We start from the raw sequence: 22,008 nt of genomic DNA, 5'->3' as shown, positions 1-22,008 counted from the left end.
CCGATCATTCGATCGAAGCACTTCCAACGCTGCCTAAATCGCTCAACTCGTTGAATCTTAAGGAGTTTTACGTTTCGATGTCGCCGGAAGTGGGGCGCATTATAAGGGGATTCGAAATCCCGTCAACCTCTAATTTCAAGAAACTTTAATATCGCTGAAAAACAAAGCGGGGAGGCCTGACGGCCTCCCCACTTTTCATCAGCTCTATATAGAGTCAGAGCACACCGGCGCTGCGTAAACGCCCTATAGCACCTGCATCCAGGCCGAGCACATCGCCCAGCACCGCTTCGGTATGCTCGCCCAACAGCGGTGGCGCACGCCGATACTCCACGGGCGTTTCGGACAGCCGAATCGGGCTGGCCACCTGCGGCACACGCCCGCCCAGCGCATGGGGCATGGTTACCGCCAGCCCACGCGCTACAACCTGCGGGTCCTGGAACATCTGCGCCAGATCGTTGATTGGCCCGCATGGCACGCCTGCAGCCTCCAGCTGGCTCACCCATTCGGCGGTGGTCTTGAATACCGTCGCCTGGCGAATCAGTGGAATCAGCTCCGCCCGGTTCGCCACTCGCTGCTTATTAGTAGCAAAACGCGGGTCATCCGCCCAATGCGGCTGCCCAGCCACCTCGGCAAACTTGCGGAACTGGCCATCGTTACCCACGGTAAGGATGAAATCGCCATCCGCCGTAGGGAAATCCTGGTAAGGCACGATATTAGGGTGAGCATTGCCCAGCCGCCGCGGTGGGTTGCCCGTGGTCAGGTAGTTCATCGCCTGGTTGGCCAGGCAAGCCACCTGCACATCGAGCAGCGCCATGTCGATGTGCTGGCCAACGCCATGCTGATCGCGATGAGCGAGAGCAGCCAGAATCGCCACCGTCGAATACAGCCCGGTGAGGATATCGGTCAGCGCAACACCGACCTTCACCGGCCCGCCACCTTCCTCCCCATCCGGGCGACCGGTCAGGCTCATCAATCCACCCAGCCCCTGGATCATGAAGTCATACCCTGCACGCTTGGCATACGGCCCGGTCTGGCCGAAGCCCGTGATCGAGCAATAGATGAGCTTGGGGTTTATCGCCTTCAGGCTCGGGTAATCCAGCCCATAAGCTGCCAGCCCGCCGACCTTGAAGTTCTCGATGACGATATCCGACCTGGCCGCCAGCTCGCGCACCAGACGCTGACCTTCCTCTTGGGTGAAGTCGATGGTCACCGAGCGCTTGTTGCGGTTTGCCGACAGGTAATAAGCCGCCTCGCTGGTGTTCTCGCCCTCAGCATCCTTGAGGAAAGGCGGCCCCCAGGAGCGGGTGTCGTCGCCACTGCCCGGGCGCTCGACCTTGATCACGTCAGCACCCAGGTCCGCCAGGATCTGGCCAGACCAAGGCCCCGCCAGCACCCGGGAAAGGTCCAGCACCCGCAGATGAGATAGCGCGCCCATGGACTGGCTCCTTATCAGTAGAAAGCCTGGATGCCGGTCTGCGCACGCCCGAGGATCAGCGCGTGCACGTCATGGGTACCCTCATAGGTATTGACCACCTCGAGGTTGACCAGGTGGCGAGCCACGCCGAACTCGTCGGAGATGCCGTTGCCACCCAGCATGTCGCGGGCCATGCGAGCAATGTCCAGAGCCTTGCCGCAGGAGTTGCGCTTCATGATCGAGGTGATTTCCACCGCCGCAGTGCCTTCGTCCTTCATACGCCCAAGGCGCAGGCAGCCTTGCAGGGCCAGGGTGATTTCGGTCTGCATGTCGGCCAGCTTCTTCTGGATCAGCTGGTTGGCAGCCAGCGGGCGACCGAACTGCTGGCGGTCCAGGGTGTATTGGCGAGCGGTGTGCCAGCAGGCTTCGGCCGCACCCAGCGCACCCCAGGAAATGCCATAACGCGCCGAGTTCAGGCAGGTGAACGGACCTTTGAGACCGCGCACATCCGGGAAGATGTTTTCTTCAGGCACGAACACGTTGTCCATGACAATTTCACCGGTGATCGACGCCCGCAGGCCAACCTTGCCGTGGATTGCTGGAGCGCTGAGGCCTTGCCAGCCTTTTTCCAGGACAAAGCCGCGGATATCGCCGGCATCATCCTTGGCCCAGACCACGAATACATCGGCGATCGGGCTGTTGGTGATCCACATCTTGCTGCCACTCAGGCGATAGCCGCCATCGACCTTCCGGGCACGGGTGATCATCGCGCCCGGGTCGGAGCCATGGTTAGGCTCGGTGAGGCCGAAGCAGCCAATCCACTCGCCGGAGGCCAGCTTGGGCAGGTACTTCTGCTTCTGCGCCTCGGTACCGAACTCATTGATCGGCACCATCACCAGCGACGACTGCACGCTCATCATCGAACGGTAGCCGGAGTCGATTCGCTCTACTTCACGGGCAATCAGGCCATAGCACACATAGTTCAGGCCGCTGCCACCGTATTGCTCGGGGATGGTCGCGCCGAGCAGGCCGACTTCACCCATCTCGCGAAAGATGGCCGGGTCGGTCTGTTCGTGACGGAAGGCTTCCAGCACGCGCGGAGCCAGCTTGTCCTGGGCGAACTGATAAGCGCTGTCACGCACCATGCGCTCTTCTTCAGTGAGCTGCTGATCCAGCAGCAGCGGGTCGATCCAGTTGAAGCTTGCTTTACCGGCCATGAGCGAAATCCTCGAAATAGGGGAGCGGTTTCTTGTGCCATTGATCCTAGGCCTGATCAGGCACCACGACAAACGAGGATTGCGCACGCATCAGTGATATTTTGTCACTTCGAAATACTCGAAATCGCCATATTCGTGGCTCCATGAGTGAGGTTGACGTACATGCGCCGCAAGATCCCCAGCACCACCGCACTGGTCTGCTTCGAAGCGGCCGCGCGCCACGAAAGCTTTACCAAGGCCGCCCAGGAACTCGCCCTGACTCAGGGTGCCGTCTGTCGCCAGATCGGTGGCCTGGAAACCTTCCTCAATGTCGAACTGTTCAGGCGCTCACGACGTGGCGTGAAGCTGACCGAGGCCGGGCTTTCCTATAGCCGGCAGGTTGCTGCACAACTGGACGCAGTGGAGCGCGACACCTTGTCGGTGATGCGTCAGCAGGGTGCCAACGTGATCGAGCTTGCTGTGGTGCCCACCTTCGGCACCCAATGGCTGTTGCCACGGCTCAAAGACTTCCAGCAACGTCACCCCGAGGTCACGGTCAACCTGACCAACCGTACCCGCCCATTCCTATTCGCCGACACCCCGTTCGACGCCGCCATCTACTTCGGAGATGCCGACTGGTCCGGCACCCAGTCCCATCGCCTGATGGGTGAGAACCCCATGCCGGTGTGCAGCCCGGCCTTGCTGGACGGGCAGGGCACGCTCGACGCTCAGCGCATCGCCAACCTGCCATTGCTGCAGCAGACCACCCGGCCCTACGCCTGGCGCCAGTGGTTCAACGGCCTGGGGCTGAACATTGCGGGCGACATGGCAGGCCCGCGCTATGAACTATTCTCCATGCTGGCCCAGGCGGCCATGCATGAAATGGGTATCGCGCTGATTCCGCCATTCCTGATCCAACGCGAACTGGAGGCGGGCAGGCTGGTAGTCGCTAACAGATACGCGCTGTCCAGCGACAAGGCCTACTATCTGATGATTCCCGACCGCAAGGTGGAGTCCGCGTCACTCCGGGCCTTTCGTGACTGGCTGCTGAGCCAGGCGCAGCTTTATACCGCCTCGCACAGAGACGAGCGCGCCTGACCTATCCTTGTAGTCAATTATTTTAAACACCTACAGATATACGTTTTTGTCGCATACAAGAAAACTGTTCAGGTGAATCGAAAAACCCTATCGGAGCCGCTAAACACGCGGGCTTCAGAGGGTTTTACGACATTCACGAACCCATCCGCGAAATCATCGCAAAAAAATTCAAATTTTCCCCTAATCTGCCAATGGCGCATGTTTGACGGGCTGTAGCCCATTACTTGCGACATACGGTCACAGGGTGACTTGTAGTTTTAACTTCGTTTCGCTCCAGAACCGGTTGAAGGCCCTGGGGTTCGTCTGCAAAATGCTCCGCCCGCCCTGGATTTGGCGGGTCCGGCGCTCAACAGCCGCCCCAGTGCACCATCCGCAGTGTGCTGGCTTTTACAAAGACAAAAGGTCACCGCAGGAGAAATAGTCGTGCACATTGGTGTTCCTCTCGAGACGCAGACCGGTGAGACAAGGGTCGCTGCGACCCCGGAAACCATCAAGAAACTGATTGGCCAGGGCCATCAGGTCACCGTCCAACGGGGGGCAGGGCTCAGCGCCAGCATTCCGGACAGTGCCTATGAGGCTGTGGGCGCTTCCCTAGGGAGCGCAGCCGATGCCTACGGCGCCCAATTGGTCCTCAAGGTGGTCGCCCCCAACGACCAGGAGCTGGCCCTGATCAACAGTGGCAGCCTCTTGGTGGGGATGCTCAACCCCTTCAACAGCGAATTGATCGGCAAGATGGCCGAACGCGGGATTACCGCTTTCGCCCTGGAAGCCGCGCCGCGCACCTCACGGGCTCAAAGCCTGGATGTGCTGTCGTCGCAGGCCAACATTGCCGGCTACAAGGCCGTTTTGCTGGCCGCCCACCACTACCCACGCTTCATGCCCATGCTGATGACTGCCGCCGGTACCGTTAAGGCCGCGCGTGTGCTGATCCTGGGGGCGGGCGTTGCCGGCCTGCAGGCCATTGCCACGGCCAAGCGCCTGGGCGCGGTGATCGAGGCGTCCGACGTCCGTCCGGCTGTGAAGGAGCAGATCGAGTCGCTGGGCGCCAAGTTCATCGACGTGCCCTACGAGACCGACGAAGAGCGTGAATGCGCCGAGGGCGTCGGCGGCTATGCCCGGCCAATGCCGGCCAGCTGGATGCAGCGCCAGGCCCAGGCGGTGCACGAACGCGCCAAGCAGGCGGACATCGTCATCACCACCGCGTTGATCCCCGGCCGCAAGGCCCCGACCCTGCTCAGCGCCGAAACCGTGGCGCAGATGAAGCCGGGCTCGGTGGTCATCGACCTGGCGGCAGCCCAAGGCGGCAACTGCCCGCTGACCGTCGCCGATCAGGTGGTGCAGGAGAACGGCGTGATCATCGTCGGCCCGACCAACCTGCCGGCGCAAGTGGGAGCCGATGCCTCGGCGCTGTATGCACGCAACCTGCTGGACTTCATGAAGCTGCTGTTCGACAAGGACGGCGCACTGGTCATCAACCTCGAAGACGACATCGTCGCGGCCTGCCTGATGTGCCGCGACGGCCAGGTCGTCCGCAAGAACGGCTAAGGAGCACGACAATGGAAGACATGCTGATTTCCCATGGCATCTACAACCTGATCATCTTCGTGCTGGCCATCTATGTGGGCTACCACGTGGTCTGGAACGTCACCCCGGCGCTGCACACCCCGCTGATGGCGGTTACCAACGCCATCTCGGCGATCGTCATCGTCGGTGCCATGCTGGCCGCAGCCCTGACCGTGACCCCGGCCGGCAAGCTGATGGGCACCCTGGCGGTAGCCCTGGCTGCGGTCAACGTGTTTGGTGGCTTCCTGGTCACCCGCCGCATGCTCGAGATGTTCAAGAAGAAAACCAAGAACGAGGCGCAGAAGTAAGCATGAGCATGAATCTGGTAACGCTCCTCTACCTCGTCGCCTCGGTTTGCTTCATCCAGGCGCTCAAGGGCCTGTCGCACCCGACCACCTCGCGGCGTGGCAACCTGTTCGGCATGATCGGCATGGGGCTCGCGATCCTCACGACGGTTGGCCTCATCTATAAGCTTGGCGCCCTCTCTGTTGGCAACGGCGGTGCTACCGCCGGCATCGGTTACGTGATCGTCGGCCTGCTGGTCGGCGGCACCGCCGGTTCGATCATGGCCAAGCGCGTCGAGATGACCAAGATGCCGGAACTGGTCGCCTTCATGCACAGCATGATCGGCCTGGCCGCGGTGTTCATTGCCATCGCCGCCGTGCTGGAGCCACAGTCGATGGGCATCGTTGCCGCCATCAGCGACCCGATCCCCACCGGCAACCGCCTGGAGCTGTTCCTCGGCGCAGCCATCGGTGCCATTACCTTCTCCGGTTCAGTGATTGCCTTCGGCAAGCTGTCTGGCAAGTACAAGTTCCGCCTGTTCCAGGGCGCACCAGTACAGTTTGCCGGTCAGCACAAGCTGAACCTGATTCTCGGCCTGACCACCATCGCCCTGGGCCTGCTGTTTACCTTCACCGGCCACTACAGTGCCTTTACCCTGATGCTGATCCTGGCCTTCATCATGGGCGTACTGATCATTATTCCGATCGGGGGTGCGGACATGCCGGTGGTGGTGTCGATGCTCAACAGCTACTCGGGTTGGGCAGCGGCCGGTATCGGCTTCTCGCTGAACAACTCGATGCTGATCATTGCCGGCTCCCTGGTCGGCTCGTCCGGTGCGATCCTCTCGTACATCATGTGCAAGGCGATGAACCGTTCGTTCTTCAACGTCATCCTCGGCGGCTTTGGCGGCGATACCGATGCTGGCGCGGCGCAAGGTTCGAAAGAACAGCGCCCGGTGAAATCCGGTTCGGCTGATGACGCTACCTTCCTGCTGAGCAATGCTGACAGCGTGATCATCGTCCCGGGCTACGGCCTGGCGGTGGCCCGTGCCCAGCACGCCCTGAAGGAACTGACCGAAAAGCTGACCCACAACGGAGTGACCGTGAAGTACGCGATCCACCCGGTGGCAGGGCGCATGCCCGGGCACATGAACGTACTGCTGGCCGAAGCCGAAGTGCCGTACGATCAGGTGTTCGAGATGGAAGACATCAACGCCGAGTTCGGCCAAGCCGACGTGGTACTGGTGCTGGGCGCCAACGACGTGGTCAACCCGGCGGCGAAGAACGATCCCAAGTCGCCGATCGCCGGCATGCCGATCCTCGAGGCGTTCAAGGCCAAGACCATCATCGTCAACAAGCGCTCCATGGCCAGCGGCTATGCCGGCCTGGACAACGAACTGTTTTACTTGGACAAGACCATGATGGTGTTCGGTGACGCGAAGAAGGTCATCGAGGATATGGTCAAAGCGGTCGAGTAAAGCTTTTCGCTGAAAACCGCGCGTTATATAGAAGGCCCCGGCGAGATTTCTCCCGGGGCCTTCGCTTTCAATGATCCAGATCAACGGCTCTACTTCAATGCTTCTCATACGACCATGGTCGTGGGACGGCACTGGGCGAAATCTCTAGACTGCGCTGCAGTAGTTTCAGTAGCCCGAGATAACAATCCATGTACCGTGATCGTATCCGCTTGTCCTCCCTGCACAGCAAGGTAATGAGTGCGGCTGATGCCGCTGGCCTGATCGAGGACGGCATGACCGTCGGCATGAGCGGGTTCACCCGCGCCGGCGAAGCCAAGGCCGTGCCGCATGCCCTGGCCGAGCGCGCCAAGCAGTCGCCACTGAAAATCAGCCTGATGACCGGCGCCAGCCTGGGCAACGACCTCGACAAGCAACTGACCGAAGCCGGCGTGCTGGCCCGTCGCATGCCGTTCCAGGTCGACAGCACCCTGCGCAAGGCTATCAATGACGGCCAGGTGATGTTCATCGATCAGCACCTGTCGGAAACCGTCGAGCAGCTGCGCAACCAGCAGCTCAAGCTGCCGGATATCGCGGTCATCGAAGCCGTGGCCATCACCGAACAGGGCCACATCGTGCCGACCACGTCGGTGGGCAACTCGGCCAGCTTCGCGATCTTCGCCAAGCAAGTGATCGTCGAGATCAACCTGTCGCACAACGCCAACCTCGAAGGCCTGCACGACATCTACATCCCGACCTATCGCCCGACCCGCACACCGATCCCGCTGGTCAAGGTCGACGACCGCATCGGCAGCACCGCGATCCCGATCGACCCGGCCAAGATCGTCGGCATCGTCATCAGTGATCAAGCAGATTCGCCCTCCACCGTACTGCCACCGGATAACGAAACCCAGGGCATCGCCGACCACCTGATCAACTTCCTCAAGCAGGAAGTGGAAGCTGGCCGCATGACCAACAAGCTCGGCCCGCTGCAGGCAGGCATCGGCAGCATCGCCAACGCGGTGATGTGCGGCCTGATCGAGTCGCCGTTCGAAGACCTGACCATGTACTCTGAAGTCCTGCAGGACTCGACCTTCGACCTGATCGACGCCGGCAAGCTGAGCTTTGCTTCGGGCAGCTCGATCACCCTGTCGACCCGCCGCAATGCTGACGTGTTCGGCAACCTGGAGCGCTACAAGGACAAGCTGGTCCTGCGCCCGCAGGAGATCTCCAACCACCCTGAAGTGGTCCGCCGCCTGGGCATCATCGGCATCAACACGGCACTGGAGTTCGACATCTACGGCAACGTCAACTCGACGCACGTCTGTGGCACCCGGATGATGAACGGCATCGGCGGCTCGGGTGACTTCGCCCGCAACGCTCACCTGGCGGTGTTCGTCACCAAGTCGATCGCCAAGGGCGGTGCCATTTCCAGCGTGGTGCCGATGGTCAGCCACGTTGACCACACCGAACACGACGTCGACATCCTGGTCACCGAGCAAGGCCTGGCCGACCTGCGTGGCCTGGCACCGCGTGAGCGCGCTCGGGCGATCATCGACAACTGTGTACACCCGGACTACCGCGCAGCGCTGAACGATTACTTCGATCGCGCCTGCCAGCGTGGCGGCCATACTCCGCACATCCTGCGTGAAGCACTGAGCTGGCACGAGAACCTGGAAGAAACCGGGCGCATGCTCGCCAGCTGATCAAACCGCCTCAACTGTTCGGGCCCTGTCGCCGCCACGCTGGCGACAGGGCCAGTACAGTCAAACCCGCCCACCGCAACACCTCCTCACATGCAACCGAATAAACTGTACTACTGTACTGGTAAATTCGCGTGCTCACGCTTTCCAGATTCCCTAAGCCAATCATAAATGCACCACTCCAGTGCAGACCGGTACAGTTACGCCTATTTCGAGTGCAACAGTAGGGTTAAACAGTTAACTGGCCTATCGCATTACCAGTGAACTGTATCTACTGTTATGGACAACAGAGGAGGATCATTGGCATCAGTTAAATCACTACCTAATCCCGCCATAAGCGGAAGGATGAAGCATCATGGAACGTACCCTCAGTTCCGGTCTGGTTTTTGAAAGCAACGCCCAGCAGTCCCAGGCTTCCCTGCCACTGCGCGCTATCTCTACTCTGCTGCTGTGGCAGCGTCGCATGGCCAGCCGTCGTCAACTGGCTCGCCTGGACGCCCGCCTGCTGGCCGACGCCGGTATCAGCGAGTCGCAGCGTTACGAAGAGCTGAGCAAGCCGTTCTGGCGCTAAGCTCCGGTTCGCCGGCTGCGGCCGGCACCGCGAATTCCCCAACCCGTTGCAGACGACTGCAGCGGGTTTTTTATTGCCTGCAATATGCGGCCCAGAGCTGTTTCACGGCAAACAAGTACAGTTATTAAACCTACGATAATCGACCATAACAGTTTGCTACCGAGACACTCATTAACATCCAGAAACACCCCCGCGTGATACGCTTCGCTCAGCAGTCTGGTAGAACCCGTTGTCAAACACGTACCGCGACGAGCTGTGCAAGCGTCCGATAAAGCAGAACCCTATCCAGGAGCACAAGAACATGTCCCGTAAATACCTGATTGGCGCCGCCCTGCTGCTCGGCCTGGCCAGCACCGCCAATGCCAGCAGTTTCGTTGTCACTACCGATGCCGTGGTACGCGCCTTCGCCGCCTCCACCGATGCCACCTCCGACCTGACCTCGTCGTTCCGCGATGACAAGATCGTGCAGGCCGCCCGTGATGACGCCGCCAGCTTCGTCGGCACCCAAGGCACCATTCGTGGTGCGCGACTGGAAAGTGCCTTCATGCACATCCGCTCGACCATGCCGCAGCTGCAAGCCAGTGACGCGCAGTTGGCTCAGGCCATCCTCGCGATCTGATCAAGGCCCTGCAAAGCAGGTGCGATGGCTTCGGCTCTCGCACCTGGGATAGCCTTCGCCGTTCATTCTCCCAGCCGTCAAGAAAGCTCATGCGTTATCTGTTGCCATTGCTGTTAAGCGCCACTGCCATGGCCAGCGCCCACGCCATGGACACGACTACCCAGGGCCTGGTCATCACCGGCTACGTCACCAGCCAGGTCACCGCTGCCCCCTTCGACCGAAAACTGGTCAGGCAGGCCCGCGACGATGCTGCGGCATTCGTTGCCAGCGATGGTCTGATCCGCGGTGCACGCCTGGAAGCCGCTCTCGACTCGCTGCGCCACAACTGTGCCCGGCACTCTGTCGGCGACCTTGAACTGGCAGAAGCAATTCTCGTCCAATAACTACACCTGACTCCCTGTATTTTTCGGAGATGCTCCATGCGTAAACCGCTGATTGCCGCTACCCTCGGCATGTTGCTACTGGCCGACCTGGCCCATGCACAGACCCTGGTGGCCACCAGCAACATCATCGTGCGCGCCTTTGGCCGCTCGATCGATTTCACCTCTGACACCACCACTTCGATCCGCGACTCCAAGGTCGTGCGCGAAGCTCATGACGACGCCGCCAGCTTTGTCGCCAGTAACGGCGATATCCGTGGCGCGCAGCTCGAAGCGGCATTTACCACCCTGCGCGAGCGCGTACCTGAAGCGCGCGATGCCAGCGACCAGGTACTGGCCGAAGCCATCCTCGCGCTGTGAGCCGCGTGCGTGCCTGGCTGCTCGGCTGCGCCCTGACGCTGCTGGGCACACCCGCCCTGGCCGACCTGCAGCTGGAGCTGCAGGCGGCTGGCCTCGACCCGCAACAGATTCAAGCCAGCCAGACCCTGCTCGATGAGGCCATGGCCAAGCTGCCGCCACTGTTCAAGCAACGGCTGGACCGGCGCGTCACGGTCAGCTGGAGCGACAACATGCCGGCCGATGCCTACGGCCAGGCTTCGCTGGTATCGACCCTCGAACTCAACCGCCGCCTGCTGCCCAGCCTCACTGACGGCAGTGCCGCCACCGAGCGCACCAACCGCCCCCATGGCACCGTGCGCGAAGAGCTGCTGGCCACCGTCCTGCACGAACTTACCCACATTTATGATCGCGCCCGCCTGTGGCCCAGTGCCGAGCGCTCGCTGATCGCCCGCTGCGCGCGCCAGCAAAACACGCTGGGCAAGATCGGCCAGCTTGAAGAGTGTCGCAGTCAGGCCGAACGCCGCTTTACCCTCAGCGACGACCCGCGCCTGCTCGACCTGGCCGGTTGGCCGCAATACGTCGGCCGGCGTGGTGAGCGTGAACAGCACAACGCCCAGTTCATGCGCAGCCCCGACAGCTACGAACTGAGCAGCCCCAAGGAATTCATCGCGGTCAACATGGAGTATTTCCTCCTTGACCCGAGCTACGGTTGCCGCAGACCGGCGCTCAACCAGTACCTGCATGATCACTTCGGCTGGGCGCCGCAGCAGAACAGCTGCGCCAAGGGCCTGCCGTTCATCAATGCCGGCAGTGACTTCGCCCGCCAGCCGCTGGCCGAAATCGACCCCGAGCGGGTCTACCAGGTCGACTTCCTGCTGGCTGAAGCCAACCAGAACCTGGTCAGCCGCTGGGGCCACAGCATGCTGCGCCTGGTGATCTGCAAACCCGGTCGCCCACGTGGGCCGGACTGCCGCCTGGACCTCGACCAGAGCCTGGTGCTGTCTTACCGGGCCTTCGTCAACGACGTGCAGCTGTCCAGCTGGGACGGCCTGGTCGGCGCCTACCCGTCACGGCTGTTCGTGTTGCCGCTAGGCCAGGTGATCGACGAATACACCAAGACCGAACTGCGCAGCCTGGCCTCGGTACCGCTCAAGCTCAACCGCAATGAAATCGAAAACCTGGTGCGCCAGGCCGCCGAGATGCACTGGAGCTATGACGGCAATTACTGGTTCCTGTCCAACAACTGCGCGGTGGAATCGTTGAAGCTGCTGCGCAGCGGCACGGCCAACCCGCGCCTGAACGACCTCGACAGCATCATGCCCAATGGTTTGCTGGCTGTGCTGAAGGGCAGGGGGCTGGCCGATACCAGCGTGCTCGATGACCCACGCGAAGCCCTGCGCCTGGGTTACCGCTTCGACTCCTACCGTGACCGCTACCAGGCCATGTTCGATGTGTTGCGCAAGCAATTGCCGATCAAGCAGACCGAGGTCGAGGACTGGCTGGCCCAGGATGCCGAGCAAAGGCGCCCCTGGTTCGACAAGGCCGACCTGCGCACCAGCGCGGCCTTGCTGCTGCTCGAGCAGGCCAGCCTGCGCCGGCAGTTGCTGCTGGCTCAAGACGAAGTGAAACAGCGTTACCTGAACGCTGCAGCGCTCAAGGACGGCAGCATCAACAAAGCCGACGAGACCCTGAAGCAGATGCTCGCCAACAGCGGCTTCCTCAGCCGCCCGGCCGAGTTGCTGGATGCCAAGGGGTATGGATTGCCACAGCCGGACGAGCGCACGCACCTGGAGCAGGTCAGTGCCGAGCGACAGGCAAAGCTGTTGCGTCTGAGTACCGACCTGGACAAAGAGGTGAGGGCGCTCCTGGAACCGTCGCGGGCGAAGGAAATCGCGGCGGTCGAGGCCAATGTGAAGCAGATTGGCGAGCATTTGCGAACATTGCACAAGGCAGCTGGCGGCCTGCAGTTGCCGTAGCGTCTACGAGCTGATCGCCTGTAGGAGCGGCCTTGTGTCGCGACAGGGCCGCAAAGCGGCCCCAGCAATATTTGCAGCGAAGCTGAAATCGAGGGGCTGCTTTGCAGCCTTTCGCGACACAAGGCCGCTCCTACAGTTTCTCTTCAGGCTCCTCAGGCAAGGCCTCATCCAGATGCAACCAGGGCAAGCGGCTGCCAACCCAGATATGCCGCTTGGCCGGCACCCGCTCCGGGTGGTCCAGCGTCGCCACCGTCACATCAATGCTTCCCGGGCTGTGGTCGGTCACCAGCGCCACATGCGCGCCACATTCCCCACAGAAATACCGCTTGCAACTGGCCGGCGCCACATAGCACTGCGGCCGCCCCGCCAACCAGCGGAATGCCGAGCGGGGCAGGGTGACCCAGGTCACCACCAACCCGCCGCTGACCCGCCGGCAGATCGAACAATGGCAATGGGCGACATCCGTCAGCTCACCCTGCAGCCGATAGCGCAAGGTGCCGCAATGGCAGCCACCCTCGGATACATCCTGCATCACCTACCTCCCGTCGCCGTTTTTTCGGCGAAAGCTGGCTGAAAGCTTACCCCCCTAGGATAGCCCCCACTACCGGCACAAGACCGGTCAGCCAGGGCACCCGGAAATCTCCGCGCCCGGCCCATCAACAACAACAATGGTGATTCTGATGTCCTTCTGCGCCCGCCTTTCTGCAGTCTCCCTCCGCATGCTCCCCGTGCAGCGCCACACGCGCTGATCCGCCCGAATAGCCATTCCTTTCGCCGCGCCTCGCCTGGAGTATTGCCATGCTGACCTTCCTCGGCTTTGCCATGGTCATCACCTTCATGTACCTGATCATGACCAAGCGCCTGTCGGCCTTGATCGCGCTGATCCTGGTACCGATTCTGTTCGCCCTGTTCGGCGGTTTTTCCGCCAAGATCGGCCCAATGATGCTCGAAGGCATCAGCAAGCTTGCGCCCACCGGCGTGATGCTGATGTTCGCCATCCTTTACTTCGCCCTGATGATCGACTCCGGCCTGTTCGACCCCGCCGTGCGCAAGATCCTCAAGCTGGTCAAGGGTGACCCGCTGAAAGTCTCGGTCGGCACCGCAGTCCTGGCCCTGGTGGTTTCGCTCGACGGTGACGGCGCCACCACCTACATGATCTGCTGCGCCGCCATGCTGCCGCTTTACAGCCGCCTGGGCATGAGCCCGCGGATCATGGCCGGCCTGATCATCCTCGCCGGCGGGGTGATGAACATGACCCCATGGGGCGGCCCGACCGCCCGCGCCGCCAGCGCCCTGCACGTGGACCCATCGGACATCTTCGTGCCGATGATCCCGGCCATGGTCTTCGGTGTGCTGGCGATCCTCGCCATTGCCTACATGTACGGCAAGCGCGAACGTGCCCGCCTGGGTGAACTGCACCTGCCGACTGATGACATCGACCACAGCGAAATCAGCGTATCGCAGTTCCCTGAAGCGCGCCGCCCCAAGCTGATCTACTTCAACGGTGCCCTGACCGCGGCGCTGATGGTCGCGCTGATCGCTGGCGTGCTGCCACTGCCGGTGCTGTTCATGATCGCCTTCAGTATCGCCATGATCGTCAACTACCCATGCCTGCAGCAGCAGAAGGACCGCATCGCGGCCCACGCCGGCAGCGTGCTGGCCGTGACCGGGCTGATCTTCGCCGCCGGCATCTTCACCGGCATCCTGTCCGGTACCGGCATGGTCGAGGCCATGTCCAAGAGCCTGTTGGCGGTCATCCCGGATGCATTGGGCCCCTACCTGGCCGTGATCACTGCGATCGTGAGCATGCCGTTCACCTTCTTCATGTCCAACGACGCTTTCTACTACGGCGTGCTGCCGGTGCTGTCGGAAGCAGCCAGCCATTACGGCATCAGCCCGGTGGAAATGGCCCGTGCCTCGATCGTCGGGCAGCCGGTTCACCTGCTCAGCCCGCTGGTGCCTTCGACCTACCTGCTGGTAGCCCTGGCCGGCATCGAATTCGGCGATCACCAGCGTTTCACCCTCAAGTGGGCAGTACTGGTATGCCTATGCATAATGTTCGCCGCGCTGCTGATGGGCATTTTCCCACTGTTCAGTAGTCTTTAATTAACACGCATCGCCTCTATCGTTTTAAGGAATACACATGGAATGGCTGACCAGCCCGGAAATCTGGGTTGCCTTTTTCACCCTGACGGCACTCGAGATCGTCCTCGGGATCGACAACATCATCATGATCTCGATCCTGGTCAGCCGCATGCCCAAGCACATGCAGCCGCGCACCCGGATCTTCGGCCTGGCCCTGGCCATGGTCACCCGCATCATGCTGCTGCTGTCGATCACCTGGGTCATGCGCCTGACCGCCGACTTGTTCGTGGTGTTCGGCCAAGGCATTTCCGGGCGTGACCTGATCCTGTTCTGCGGCGGCCTGTTCCTCCTGTGGAAAAGCTCGCAAGAGATCTACCACGGCCTCGAAGGTGAGGAAGAGAGCGCCGACGAGCCCAAGGGCGCGGGTGGCAAGTTCTTGTACACCATCATCCAGATCGCCATCATCGACATCGTGTTCTCCCTGGACTCGGTGATCACCGCCGTCGGTATGGTCTCGCACGTGCCCGTGATGATCGCCGCGATCGTCGTCGCGGTGCTGGTAATGATGGCCTGCGCCGGCGCCATCAGCGACTTCATCGACAAACACCCGTCGCTGAAGATGCTCGCGCTTTCCTTCCTGATCGTTGTGGGTACCGTGCTGATCGCCGAATCTTTCGACGTTCACGTACCGAAGGGCTATGTCTACTTCGCCATGGCCTTCTCGCTCGCTGTGGAGGCGATCAACATTCGCATGCGCACTGCCATGGCGCGCAAAAAGGGCAAGGAACATGAGCCGGTGAAACTGCGCAAGGATATTCGGGGTCAATAAGATCAGGATGTGCAGTATTTGAAAGGCCCTCCGGGGCCTTTTTTCATGCACAGGCTTTCATCACGCAAATATTTCAAATGCTCGCAGACCGTGCCAAGCTGGCGCGAGGTCCGCAAAACAACTAAAGCTTGAGTAAGCACTGGATCAAGACACCCACCCCCGGGCCAGGCTTACGGCTTCACCCATTTTGGCTCCGCCACTGGAGCCCGATAATGAAAAGGGGGTTCGACCATGTTGACCCTGCTCAACCTGCTCTCTGCCGTGGCCTTGCTGGTATGGGGCACACATATCGTCCGTACCGGCATCCTCAGGGTGTTCGGCTCCAACCTGCGCCGCGTGCTCAGCCAGAACATGGATCGCCGGCCACTGGCGTTCATTGCCGGCATCGTCGTCACTGCAGTAGTCCAGAGCAGCAACGCCACCGCCATGTTGGTCACCTCCTTCGTCGGCCAGGGCCTGATGGCCATGACCCCGGCGCTGGCGATCATGCTAGGCGCCGATGTCGGTACCGCGCTGATGGCCCGCGTGCTGACCCTTGATCTGTCCTGGCTTTCGCCGTTACTGGTGTTTCTTGGCGTTATTTTCTTCCTCTCGCGCAAACAGACTCGCGCGGGCCAACTGGGACGCGTGGCGATCGGCCTTGGGCTGATCATCCTGGCGCTGCAGCTGATCGTGCAGGCGGCGACGCCGATCACCCACGCTCAAGGGGTGAAGGTACTGTTCGCCTCGCTCACCGGCGACATCATGCTCGATGCCTTGGTCGGCGCCTTGTTCGCCATGATTTCCTATTCCAGCCTGGCTGCCGTTCTGCTCACCGCCACCCTGGCCGGCGCCGAAGTGATCAGTTTGCCGGTGGCTATCGGTCTGGTGGTCGGCGCCAACATCGGCAGCGGCCTGCTGGCCTTCATCAGCACCAGCATGCAGAACGCCGCAGGCCGCCGTGTGGCCCTGGGCAGCCTGATGTACAAGCTGATCGGCCTGGTGCTGATCATCCCTGTGCTGCATCCTCTGGTGGAGTGGATGGACAGCTTGAGCTTCAGTCCGCAAGAACTGGTGATCGGTTTCCACCTGCTCTACAACACCCTGCGCTGCCTGATCATGCTGCCGACGGTCAAACCCATGGGACGCCTGTGCAACGTGCTGCTGCCCGAGCACGAGACCACCAACGGCCAGATACGGCCCCGCCATCTCGATGTCTCGGCGCTGGCCACGCCCAGCTTGGCCCTGGCTAATGCCGCGCGGGAAACCCTGCGCCTGGGTGACATCGTCGACAGCCTGCTGGAAGCCATGCTCGGCGCCCTGCGCGGTACCCACACCGCCATGCCCCAGCAGGTGCGGGCCTTGAGTGAAGATGGTGAAGCGCTGTACAGCGCGATCAAACTGTACCTGGCGCAGATGCCCCGGGAAGACCTCAGCGATCAGGACAACCGGCGCTGGGCTGAAGTCATCGAGCTGGCGATCAACCTGAAGCTGGCCTGCGACCTGATCGAACGCATGCTGCGCAAGGTGCAGCAGCAAAAGACCAGTCAGCGCCGAGAGTTTTCCCAGGTCGGCCTGGAAGAACTCACCGGGCTGCAGGAGCAGTTGCAGGCCAACCTGCGCCTGGGCCTTTCGGTATTTCTCAGCGCCGACCCGGAAAGCGCGCGCCTGCTGCTGCGCGAAAAACGCCGCTTCCGCGCCCAGGAAAGGCGCCTGGCGCATGCTCACGTCAGCCGTTTGCAGCGTAAGGTGGTGCAAAGTATCGAGACGAGTTCGCTACACTTGGAACTGATCGCCGACATGAAGCGGTTGAACTCTTTGTTCTGCAGCAGTGCCTATGTGGTACTGGGTGGCTCGGACACTGGCGGGCTGTTGCTCGACAGCGTCCAGGAAGACGCCCACCTGTCCTGATCTCGCACACTTGGAGACCGCCGCTCGCTCATGCGTTGCCTGATGTTCGTTTGCCTGCTGATCTGCAGCCTGCCCTCAATTGCCCTCGATCGCTCGCGGGTCGAAGGTTACCTGTTGCCAAATGGCCTGCAGGTGATCCTGAAATCCGGTTACGAGCGCGACCACGTGGCGATCCGCCTGGTGGTGGGGGTTGGCCTGGATGACTTCGGCTGCGAGCAGAAGGAGTTGCCACACCTGCTCGAACACCTGCTGTTCACCGGCATCGACGAGACCGGCGAAGGCGGCCTGGAAGAGCGCTTGCAAAGCCTGGGCGGCGAATGGAACGCCTTCACCAGCAGCGCCGACACCACCTTCGTCATCGAGGCGCCGGCGCGCAATCAGCGCAAGGTGCTCGACCTGCTGCTGACGATCATCCGCGACACCCGCATCGACGCCAAGGCGTTGGCCACGGCCAAGCGCATCATCGAACGCGAAGATGGCGGCCACTATGGCCACCTGCAGCGCTGGCTCGACCGCCAGGACATTGGCCATCCGGCCAGCGACCAGCTGGCCACCGAACTGGGCCTGAAATGCCCCGAGCGTTCCAACGTCGACGACATGACCCTCGAGCAGGTGCAGGCCCTGCGTGAGCACTGGTACGCCGCCAACAACATGAGCCTGATCGTGGTTGGCGGCCTGGATCGCCTGCTACCGGCCTATCTGGAACGCACCTTTGGCGAGCTGCCTGCCACCGAGCCGGAAGAGCGGCGCAACCTCGAAAGTATCACCCAACAGGCCGAACAGCGCCGCGACCTGACCCACGGCCTGCTGGGCGACAGCGTCAAGCTGCACTGGCTGTTCATCGAACCGGTTCTGGACAATGACCATCAGCAGACCCTCGAGCTGCTGTCGCGGTACCTGGAATGGGCCGTGTATGACCAACTGCGCCTGCGTAACGGTCTGTCTTACGGGCCGTCCGTACAACGCGAAAGCTTTGGCGACAGCGGCATGCTCAGCCTCAATGCCGACCTTGAGCGCGACGCTATCGACAAGGCCGTGAAGGTCATGCAGCAATTGTTCGACCACCTGCGCAAGGAAGGCCTCGACCCGGATACCTTCGCCCGCATCAAGGATGCCGCCGTGGCCAAGGAAAGCTGGAGCACCCAGGGCAACAGTGCACTGGCCGACTACTACTGGGGGGCGCTGAACGACTACAACAACGGCCGCTTTGCCGACCCTGCACGCAAGTTACGCCAGGTGACGCTGGCAGAGGCCAACACGGCCTTGAAGGAATTGCTCAAGGATCAGGGCTATCTGCGGATCGAGAAGCCGTTCCTGGGCTATGACGAGCTTTATGGCCTGGTTGCCTTACTGTTGGGGATGACACTCGCGCTTGGGCTGTTGCGCTGGCGGCGACACAAGCCGGAGCGACCGAGTGGTGCTACACGGCAGCAGTGAATCGGCGGTATCCTTTTGCCAGTACCGGCCCTTTCGCGGGTAAACCCGCTCCCACAGGGTCTGAACCTTGTGCAGTACCTGTGGGAGCGGGTTTACCCGCGAAAGGGCCGGCACAGCCACTTCATATTCTTGTTGTAAGGCCCATGCCCCCAATACCCCACTTCGTCCAGCGTGTCATCGAGTTGCTCAAACGCTACCCCGGCGTCATCGCACTCGGTGGTTTCCTCTCCGGTATCGGCAGTTTCATCCTGGTCGACCGCCAGGCCAGCCTCGCCAGCTGGATTGCCATCCTCATGCTGGTCAGCTGGGTCTGGCTGATGCTGGAAAACACCCTGACAGGCCTGTTCGCGCGCACTTTCAACCGCGAGATCCCGCAGCCACTGCTGCGCTACGCGACGCAGATGATCCACCAGGAAAGCCTGTTCTTCGTCCTGCCGTTCTTCTTCATCACCACCACCTGGAACAGCGGCCAGCTGGTGTTCACCGGCCTGCTTGGCGCCGCCGGGCTCATCTCGATCATCGATCCGCTGTACTATAAGTGGCTGGCGCCGCGGCGCTGGCTGTTTCTCGCGCTGCATACCCTGACGCTGTTCGCGGCGCTGCTCACCGCGCTGCCGATCATCCTCCACCTGACCACCGCACAGAGCTTCAAACTGGCGTTGATAGCCGCCATGGCACTGTCGTTCCCAAGCTTGATCAGCAGCTTCCCGGTCAATACCTGGCGCCGCGGCGTGGCATTGGTAGTGGTTACCCTGGCGGTAGGGGGGAGTGGCTGGTTACTGCGTTCGTGGGTGCCACCGGCAACGCTGTGGATGACGGACGTGGCGGTCAGCACCGAAGTGCTCAATCGCCAGCCCGGCGAGTCGCTGGAAGAAATTGCCGCCAGCCGCATCCGTAGCAATGGCCTGTACGCCTACACCGCGATCAACGCGCCGCGGGGCCTGGACGAGCGCATCTACCATGTGTGGCAGAAGGACGGCCAGGAGGTCGACCGCATTGCCCTGGATATCCATGGCGGGCGCAAGGAAGGCTACCGTGCCTGGACCCACAAGCAGAATTTCCCGCCCAACCCGGTGGGCAAGTGGCAGGTCCGCGTGCTGACCGAGGATGGCCAGGTGATCGGCGTGCTGCGCTTCAAGGTGGTGGACGACGCGCCTGCGCCGTGACACCGGCGCAGGACAGCACATATTCAACAAACCGCTGCATGCCCGCTGCGCTATGATCAGCCTCTAGCCCAGCCGGATGCATGGAGCCTATGACCACCCCCAGCGCCACCCTGGACACCAGCTGCCAGCCGGCCTGCCTGCGCATTGCCGGTGACTGGACCCTGGCCCACTACGCCAGCCTCAAGCGCGACAGCGAGCGCCTGCGCACGCAATATGGCGCTGACACCATTGCCGACCTCAGCCAGTTGGGCCGCCTGGACACCGCCGGTGCCTCGCTGCTGGCCGAGTTGCTTGGCTCCGAGCGCCTCTCGCACTGCACCGAGGGTCTGCCCGAAGCCAGCCGTGCCCTGCTCAAGAATGTCTACTGCTCAGTGCAGGACTACTGTATCCCGATCAAGGAGCCCGAGCGCAACGTGGTGCTGGTGCTGCTGGAGCGTATCGGTTGCGCGGTCGGCACGCTGTGGCAGGACAGCATGCAGCTGCTCGGCTTCCTCGGCCTGATCATCGAAACGCTGCTGCGCCGCCTGCTGCAGCCACACCGCTGGCGTGTCACCCCGGTCATCGCGCACATCGAGCAGACCGGGCTGGACGCAGCACCGATCGTCGCCTTGCTGACCTTTCTGGTCGGCGCCGTGGTGGCTTTCCTCGGCGCCACGGTGCTGGCTGACTTCGGTGCAACCGTGTTCACCGTCGACCTGGTGGCCTTCTCGTTCCTGCGCGAATTCGCCGTGCTGCTGACCGCCATCCTCATGGCCGGGCGCACCGCCAGCGCCTTCACTGCACAAATCGGCTCGATGAAGGCCAATGAAGAGATCGACGCCATCCGCACCCTGGGCCTCAACCCGATTGAACTGCTGGTGGTGCCGCGGGTACTGGCGCTGCTGATCTCACTGCCGTTGCTGACCTTCGTCGCGATGATCTGCGGCATCGTTGGGGGTGCGGTGGTCTGCGCGCTGTCATTGGGCATCTCGCCGGCCATGTTTTTGTCGCTGCTGCAATCGGACATCGGTGTGCAGCACTTCCTGGTCGGCCTGGCCAAGGCGCCGATCTTTGCCTTCCTGATCGCCGCCATCGGCTGCCTCGAAGGCTTCAAGGTCAGCGGCAGCGCCGAATCGGTCGGTGCCCACACCACGTCCAGCGTGGTGCAATCGATTTTCGTAGTCATCGTGCTGGATGCGGTGGCGGCACTGTTCTGCATGGAGATGGGCTGGTGACGGGTCGGGAAGCGGTGATCGAGGCGCGGGGCATCTGCAATCGCTTCGGTAGCCAGGTGGTGCACAAGGACCTCGACCTGGACCTGTACCGCGGCGAAATCCTCGCCGTGGTCGGAGGGTCGGGCAGTGGCAAGTCGGTGCTGCTGCGCAGCATCATTGGCCTGCGGCGCCCCAACGAAGGGCAGGTCAAGGTATTCGGCGAAGACCTGGCCGGTTTGCGCGAGGAGCAACGTTCGCTGGTTGAGCGCCGCTTCGGAGTACTGTTTCAGAAAGGTGCACTGTTCTCGTCGCTGACCGTCACCGAAAATGTCGCGCTGCCGTTGATCGAGCATGCCGGCCTTTCGCGCGCCGATGCCGAGCACCTGGCCGGGGTCAAGCTGGCCCTGGCCGGCCTGCCGATTTCCGCCGCCGACAAATACCCCTCGTCGCTCTCCGGCGGCATGATCAAGCGTGCGGCCCTGGCTCGCGCCCTGGCGCTGGACCCGGACATCTTGTTCCTCGACGAGCCCACCGCTGGCCTCGACCCCATTGGGGCGGCCGCTTTCGACCAGTTGATCATGACCCTGCGCGATGCCCTGGGCCTAAGCGTGTTCCTCATCACCCACGATCTGGACACCCTTTACACCATCACCGATCGCATCGCCGTGTTGTCACAGAAGAAGGTGCTGGTCGCCGGCCCCCTGGCCGAGGTCGAACAGACCAACGATCCCTGGATCCACGAATACTTTCACGGCCCACGCGGACGGGCGGCCGAACACGCCGCCGCCAGCGCCGGGCAGGAGCGCTGAAC

The 22,008-nt window shown here is 62.0% G+C and carries 20 protein-coding genes; 17 read left to right on the top strand and 3 right to left on the bottom strand.

What is annotated here, in order from left to right; translation table 11 throughout:
• Positions 1 to 214: 214 nt before the first annotated feature.
• Both APH28_RS05000 and APH28_RS04995 read right to left on the bottom strand, forming a co-directional pair.
• On the bottom strand, positions 215 to 1,435 hold the full coding sequence (locus tag APH28_RS05000) for a CaiB/BaiF CoA-transferase family protein (protein ID WP_060507873.1): 1,221 nt from the start codon (positions 1,433 to 1,435) through the stop codon (positions 215 to 217).
• A gap of 14 nt (positions 1,436 to 1,449) precedes the next feature.
• Positions 1,450 to 2,631 carry an acyl-CoA dehydrogenase gene (locus APH28_RS04995; RefSeq protein WP_060507872.1) on the bottom strand — a complete coding sequence of 394 codons (1,182 nt, stop codon included), beginning with the start codon at positions 2,629 to 2,631 and terminating at the stop codon, positions 1,450 to 1,452.
• A gap of 162 nt (positions 2,632 to 2,793) precedes the next feature.
• Between APH28_RS04995 and APH28_RS04990 the strand changes: the two genes are divergently transcribed.
• From APH28_RS04990 to APH28_RS04945, 10 genes are all read left to right on the top strand, one after another.
• Positions 2,794 to 3,708 carry a LysR family transcriptional regulator gene (locus APH28_RS04990; RefSeq protein WP_060507871.1) on the top strand — a complete coding sequence of 305 codons (915 nt, stop codon included), beginning with the start codon at positions 2,794 to 2,796 and terminating at the stop codon, positions 3,706 to 3,708.
• Between the two features lie 423 nt (positions 3,709 to 4,131).
• Positions 4,132 to 5,253: a Re/Si-specific NAD(P)(+) transhydrogenase subunit alpha gene (locus APH28_RS04985; protein WP_060507870.1), complete on the top strand. Its 1,122-nt coding sequence runs from the start codon at positions 4,132 to 4,134 to the stop codon at positions 5,251 to 5,253.
• An 11-nt stretch (positions 5,254 to 5,264) separates the two neighbouring features.
• On the top strand, positions 5,265 to 5,579 hold the full coding sequence (locus tag APH28_RS04980) for an NAD(P) transhydrogenase subunit alpha (protein WP_003256966.1): 315 nt from the start codon (positions 5,265 to 5,267) through the stop codon (positions 5,577 to 5,579).
• Between the two features lie 2 nt (positions 5,580 to 5,581).
• Positions 5,582 to 7,033 carry an NAD(P)(+) transhydrogenase (Re/Si-specific) subunit beta gene (locus APH28_RS04975; RefSeq protein WP_060507869.1) on the top strand — a complete coding sequence of 484 codons (1,452 nt, stop codon included), beginning with the start codon at positions 5,582 to 5,584 and terminating at the stop codon, positions 7,031 to 7,033.
• Between the two features lie 188 nt (positions 7,034 to 7,221).
• A complete protein-coding gene (locus tag APH28_RS04970; protein WP_060507868.1) occupies positions 7,222 to 8,715 on the top strand; it encodes an acetyl-CoA hydrolase/transferase family protein in 1,494 nt (497 codons plus the stop codon).
• A 352-nt stretch (positions 8,716 to 9,067) separates the two neighbouring features.
• Positions 9,068 to 9,283, top strand: a complete 216-nt coding sequence (locus APH28_RS04965) for a DUF1127 domain-containing protein (RefSeq protein ID WP_054884336.1) — start codon at positions 9,068 to 9,070, stop codon at positions 9,281 to 9,283.
• Between the two features lie 301 nt (positions 9,284 to 9,584).
• Positions 9,585 to 9,902, top strand: coding sequence for a DUF2388 domain-containing protein (locus APH28_RS04960; protein WP_060507867.1), 318 nt, complete (start codon positions 9,585 to 9,587; stop codon positions 9,900 to 9,902).
• Between the two features lie 89 nt (positions 9,903 to 9,991).
• A complete protein-coding gene (locus APH28_RS04955) occupies positions 9,992 to 10,285 on the top strand; it encodes a DUF2388 domain-containing protein (protein ID WP_060507866.1) in 294 nt (97 codons plus the stop codon).
• 36 nt (positions 10,286 to 10,321) lie between these two features.
• Entirely contained in the window at positions 10,322 to 10,642 is a 321-nt protein-coding gene (locus APH28_RS04950; protein ID WP_060507865.1) for a DUF2388 domain-containing protein, read from the top strand.
• A complete protein-coding gene (locus APH28_RS04945) occupies positions 10,639 to 12,597 on the top strand; it encodes a DUF4105 domain-containing protein (protein WP_060507864.1) in 1,959 nt (652 codons plus the stop codon). Before APH28_RS04950 ends, APH28_RS04945 begins: the two co-directional genes overlap by 4 nt.
• Positions 12,598 to 12,727: 130 nt before the next feature.
• Here APH28_RS04945 and APH28_RS04940 read toward each other — a convergent pair whose 3' ends face one another.
• Positions 12,728 to 13,129, bottom strand: a complete 402-nt coding sequence (locus tag APH28_RS04940) for a GFA family protein (protein ID WP_060507863.1) — start codon at positions 13,127 to 13,129, stop codon at positions 12,728 to 12,730.
• 266 nt (positions 13,130 to 13,395) lie between these two features.
• Between APH28_RS04940 and APH28_RS04935 the strand changes: the two genes are divergently transcribed.
• The 7 genes from APH28_RS04935 to APH28_RS04905 all read left to right on the top strand — a co-directional run bounded on the left by APH28_RS04935 (position 13,396) and on the right by APH28_RS04905 (position 22,006).
• On the top strand, positions 13,396 to 14,703 hold the full coding sequence (locus APH28_RS04935; protein WP_060507862.1) for a CitMHS family transporter: 1,308 nt from the start codon (positions 13,396 to 13,398) through the stop codon (positions 14,701 to 14,703).
• A 37-nt stretch (positions 14,704 to 14,740) separates the two neighbouring features.
• Complete coding sequence (locus APH28_RS04930) at positions 14,741 to 15,511, top strand: TerC family protein (protein WP_060507861.1); 771 nt, start codon at positions 14,741 to 14,743, stop codon at positions 15,509 to 15,511.
• Positions 15,512 to 15,742: 231 nt separating this feature from the next.
• Positions 15,743 to 17,401, top strand: coding sequence for a Na/Pi cotransporter family protein (locus APH28_RS04925; RefSeq protein WP_060507860.1), 1,659 nt, complete (start codon positions 15,743 to 15,745; stop codon positions 17,399 to 17,401).
• Positions 17,402 to 17,431: 30 nt separating this feature from the next.
• Entirely contained in the window at positions 17,432 to 18,838 is a 1,407-nt protein-coding gene (locus APH28_RS04920) for a pitrilysin family protein (protein ID WP_060507859.1), read from the top strand.
• A 143-nt stretch (positions 18,839 to 18,981) separates the two neighbouring features.
• Entirely contained in the window at positions 18,982 to 20,004 is a 1,023-nt protein-coding gene (locus APH28_RS04915; RefSeq protein WP_060507858.1) for a DUF5924 family protein, read from the top strand.
• An 80-nt stretch (positions 20,005 to 20,084) separates the two neighbouring features.
• Entirely contained in the window at positions 20,085 to 21,218 is a 1,134-nt protein-coding gene (locus tag APH28_RS04910; protein ID WP_060507857.1) for an ABC transporter permease, read from the top strand.
• A complete protein-coding gene (locus APH28_RS04905) occupies positions 21,215 to 22,006 on the top strand; it encodes an ABC transporter ATP-binding protein (RefSeq protein ID WP_060507856.1) in 792 nt (263 codons plus the stop codon). Before APH28_RS04910 ends, APH28_RS04905 begins: the two co-directional genes overlap by 4 nt.
• The last annotated feature ends 2 nt before the right edge of the window (positions 22,007 to 22,008 follow it).

Source organism: Pseudomonas sp. NBRC 111124 (assembly GCF_001320245.1).
In the GTDB taxonomy this organism is placed as follows: domain Bacteria; phylum Pseudomonadota; class Gammaproteobacteria; order Pseudomonadales; family Pseudomonadaceae; genus Aquipseudomonas.
Note: the sequence above shows the minus strand (reverse complement) of the source record. Positions and strands in the feature narration are given on the sequence as shown.

Bases quoted from the DNA above. Each gene is read 5' to 3' on its own strand.
- APH28_RS05000 (WP_060507873.1), bottom strand. From the start codon at position 1,435: ATGGGCGCGCTATCTCATCTGCGGGTGCTGGACCTTTCCCGGGTGCTG.
- APH28_RS04995 (WP_060507872.1), bottom strand. From the start codon at position 2,631: ATGGCCGGTAAAGCAAGCTTCAACTGGATCGACCCGCTGCTGCTGGAT.
- APH28_RS04990 (WP_060507871.1), top strand. From the start codon at position 2,794: ATGCGCCGCAAGATCCCCAGCACCACCGCACTGGTCTGCTTCGAAGCG.
- APH28_RS04980 (WP_003256966.1), top strand. From the start codon at position 5,265: ATGGAAGACATGCTGATTTCCCATGGCATCTACAACCTGATCATCTTC.
- APH28_RS04975 (WP_060507869.1), top strand. From the start codon at position 5,582: ATGAGCATGAATCTGGTAACGCTCCTCTACCTCGTCGCCTCGGTTTGC.
- APH28_RS04970 (WP_060507868.1), top strand. From the start codon at position 7,222: ATGTACCGTGATCGTATCCGCTTGTCCTCCCTGCACAGCAAGGTAATG.
- APH28_RS04965 (WP_054884336.1), top strand. From the start codon at position 9,068: ATGGAACGTACCCTCAGTTCCGGTCTGGTTTTTGAAAGCAACGCCCAG.
- APH28_RS04960 (WP_060507867.1), top strand. From the start codon at position 9,585: ATGTCCCGTAAATACCTGATTGGCGCCGCCCTGCTGCTCGGCCTGGCC.
- APH28_RS04955 (WP_060507866.1), top strand. From the start codon at position 9,992: ATGCGTTATCTGTTGCCATTGCTGTTAAGCGCCACTGCCATGGCCAGC.
- APH28_RS04950 (WP_060507865.1), top strand. From the start codon at position 10,322: ATGCGTAAACCGCTGATTGCCGCTACCCTCGGCATGTTGCTACTGGCC.
- APH28_RS04940 (WP_060507863.1), bottom strand. From the start codon at position 13,129: ATGCAGGATGTATCCGAGGGTGGCTGCCATTGCGGCACCTTGCGCTAT.
- APH28_RS04935 (WP_060507862.1), top strand. From the start codon at position 13,396: ATGCTGACCTTCCTCGGCTTTGCCATGGTCATCACCTTCATGTACCTG.
- APH28_RS04930 (WP_060507861.1), top strand. From the start codon at position 14,741: ATGGAATGGCTGACCAGCCCGGAAATCTGGGTTGCCTTTTTCACCCTG.
- APH28_RS04925 (WP_060507860.1), top strand. From the start codon at position 15,743: ATGTTGACCCTGCTCAACCTGCTCTCTGCCGTGGCCTTGCTGGTATGG.
- APH28_RS04920 (WP_060507859.1), top strand. From the start codon at position 17,432: ATGCGTTGCCTGATGTTCGTTTGCCTGCTGATCTGCAGCCTGCCCTCA.
- APH28_RS04915 (WP_060507858.1), top strand. From the start codon at position 18,982: ATGCCCCCAATACCCCACTTCGTCCAGCGTGTCATCGAGTTGCTCAAA.
- APH28_RS04910 (WP_060507857.1), top strand. From the start codon at position 20,085: ATGGAGCCTATGACCACCCCCAGCGCCACCCTGGACACCAGCTGCCAG.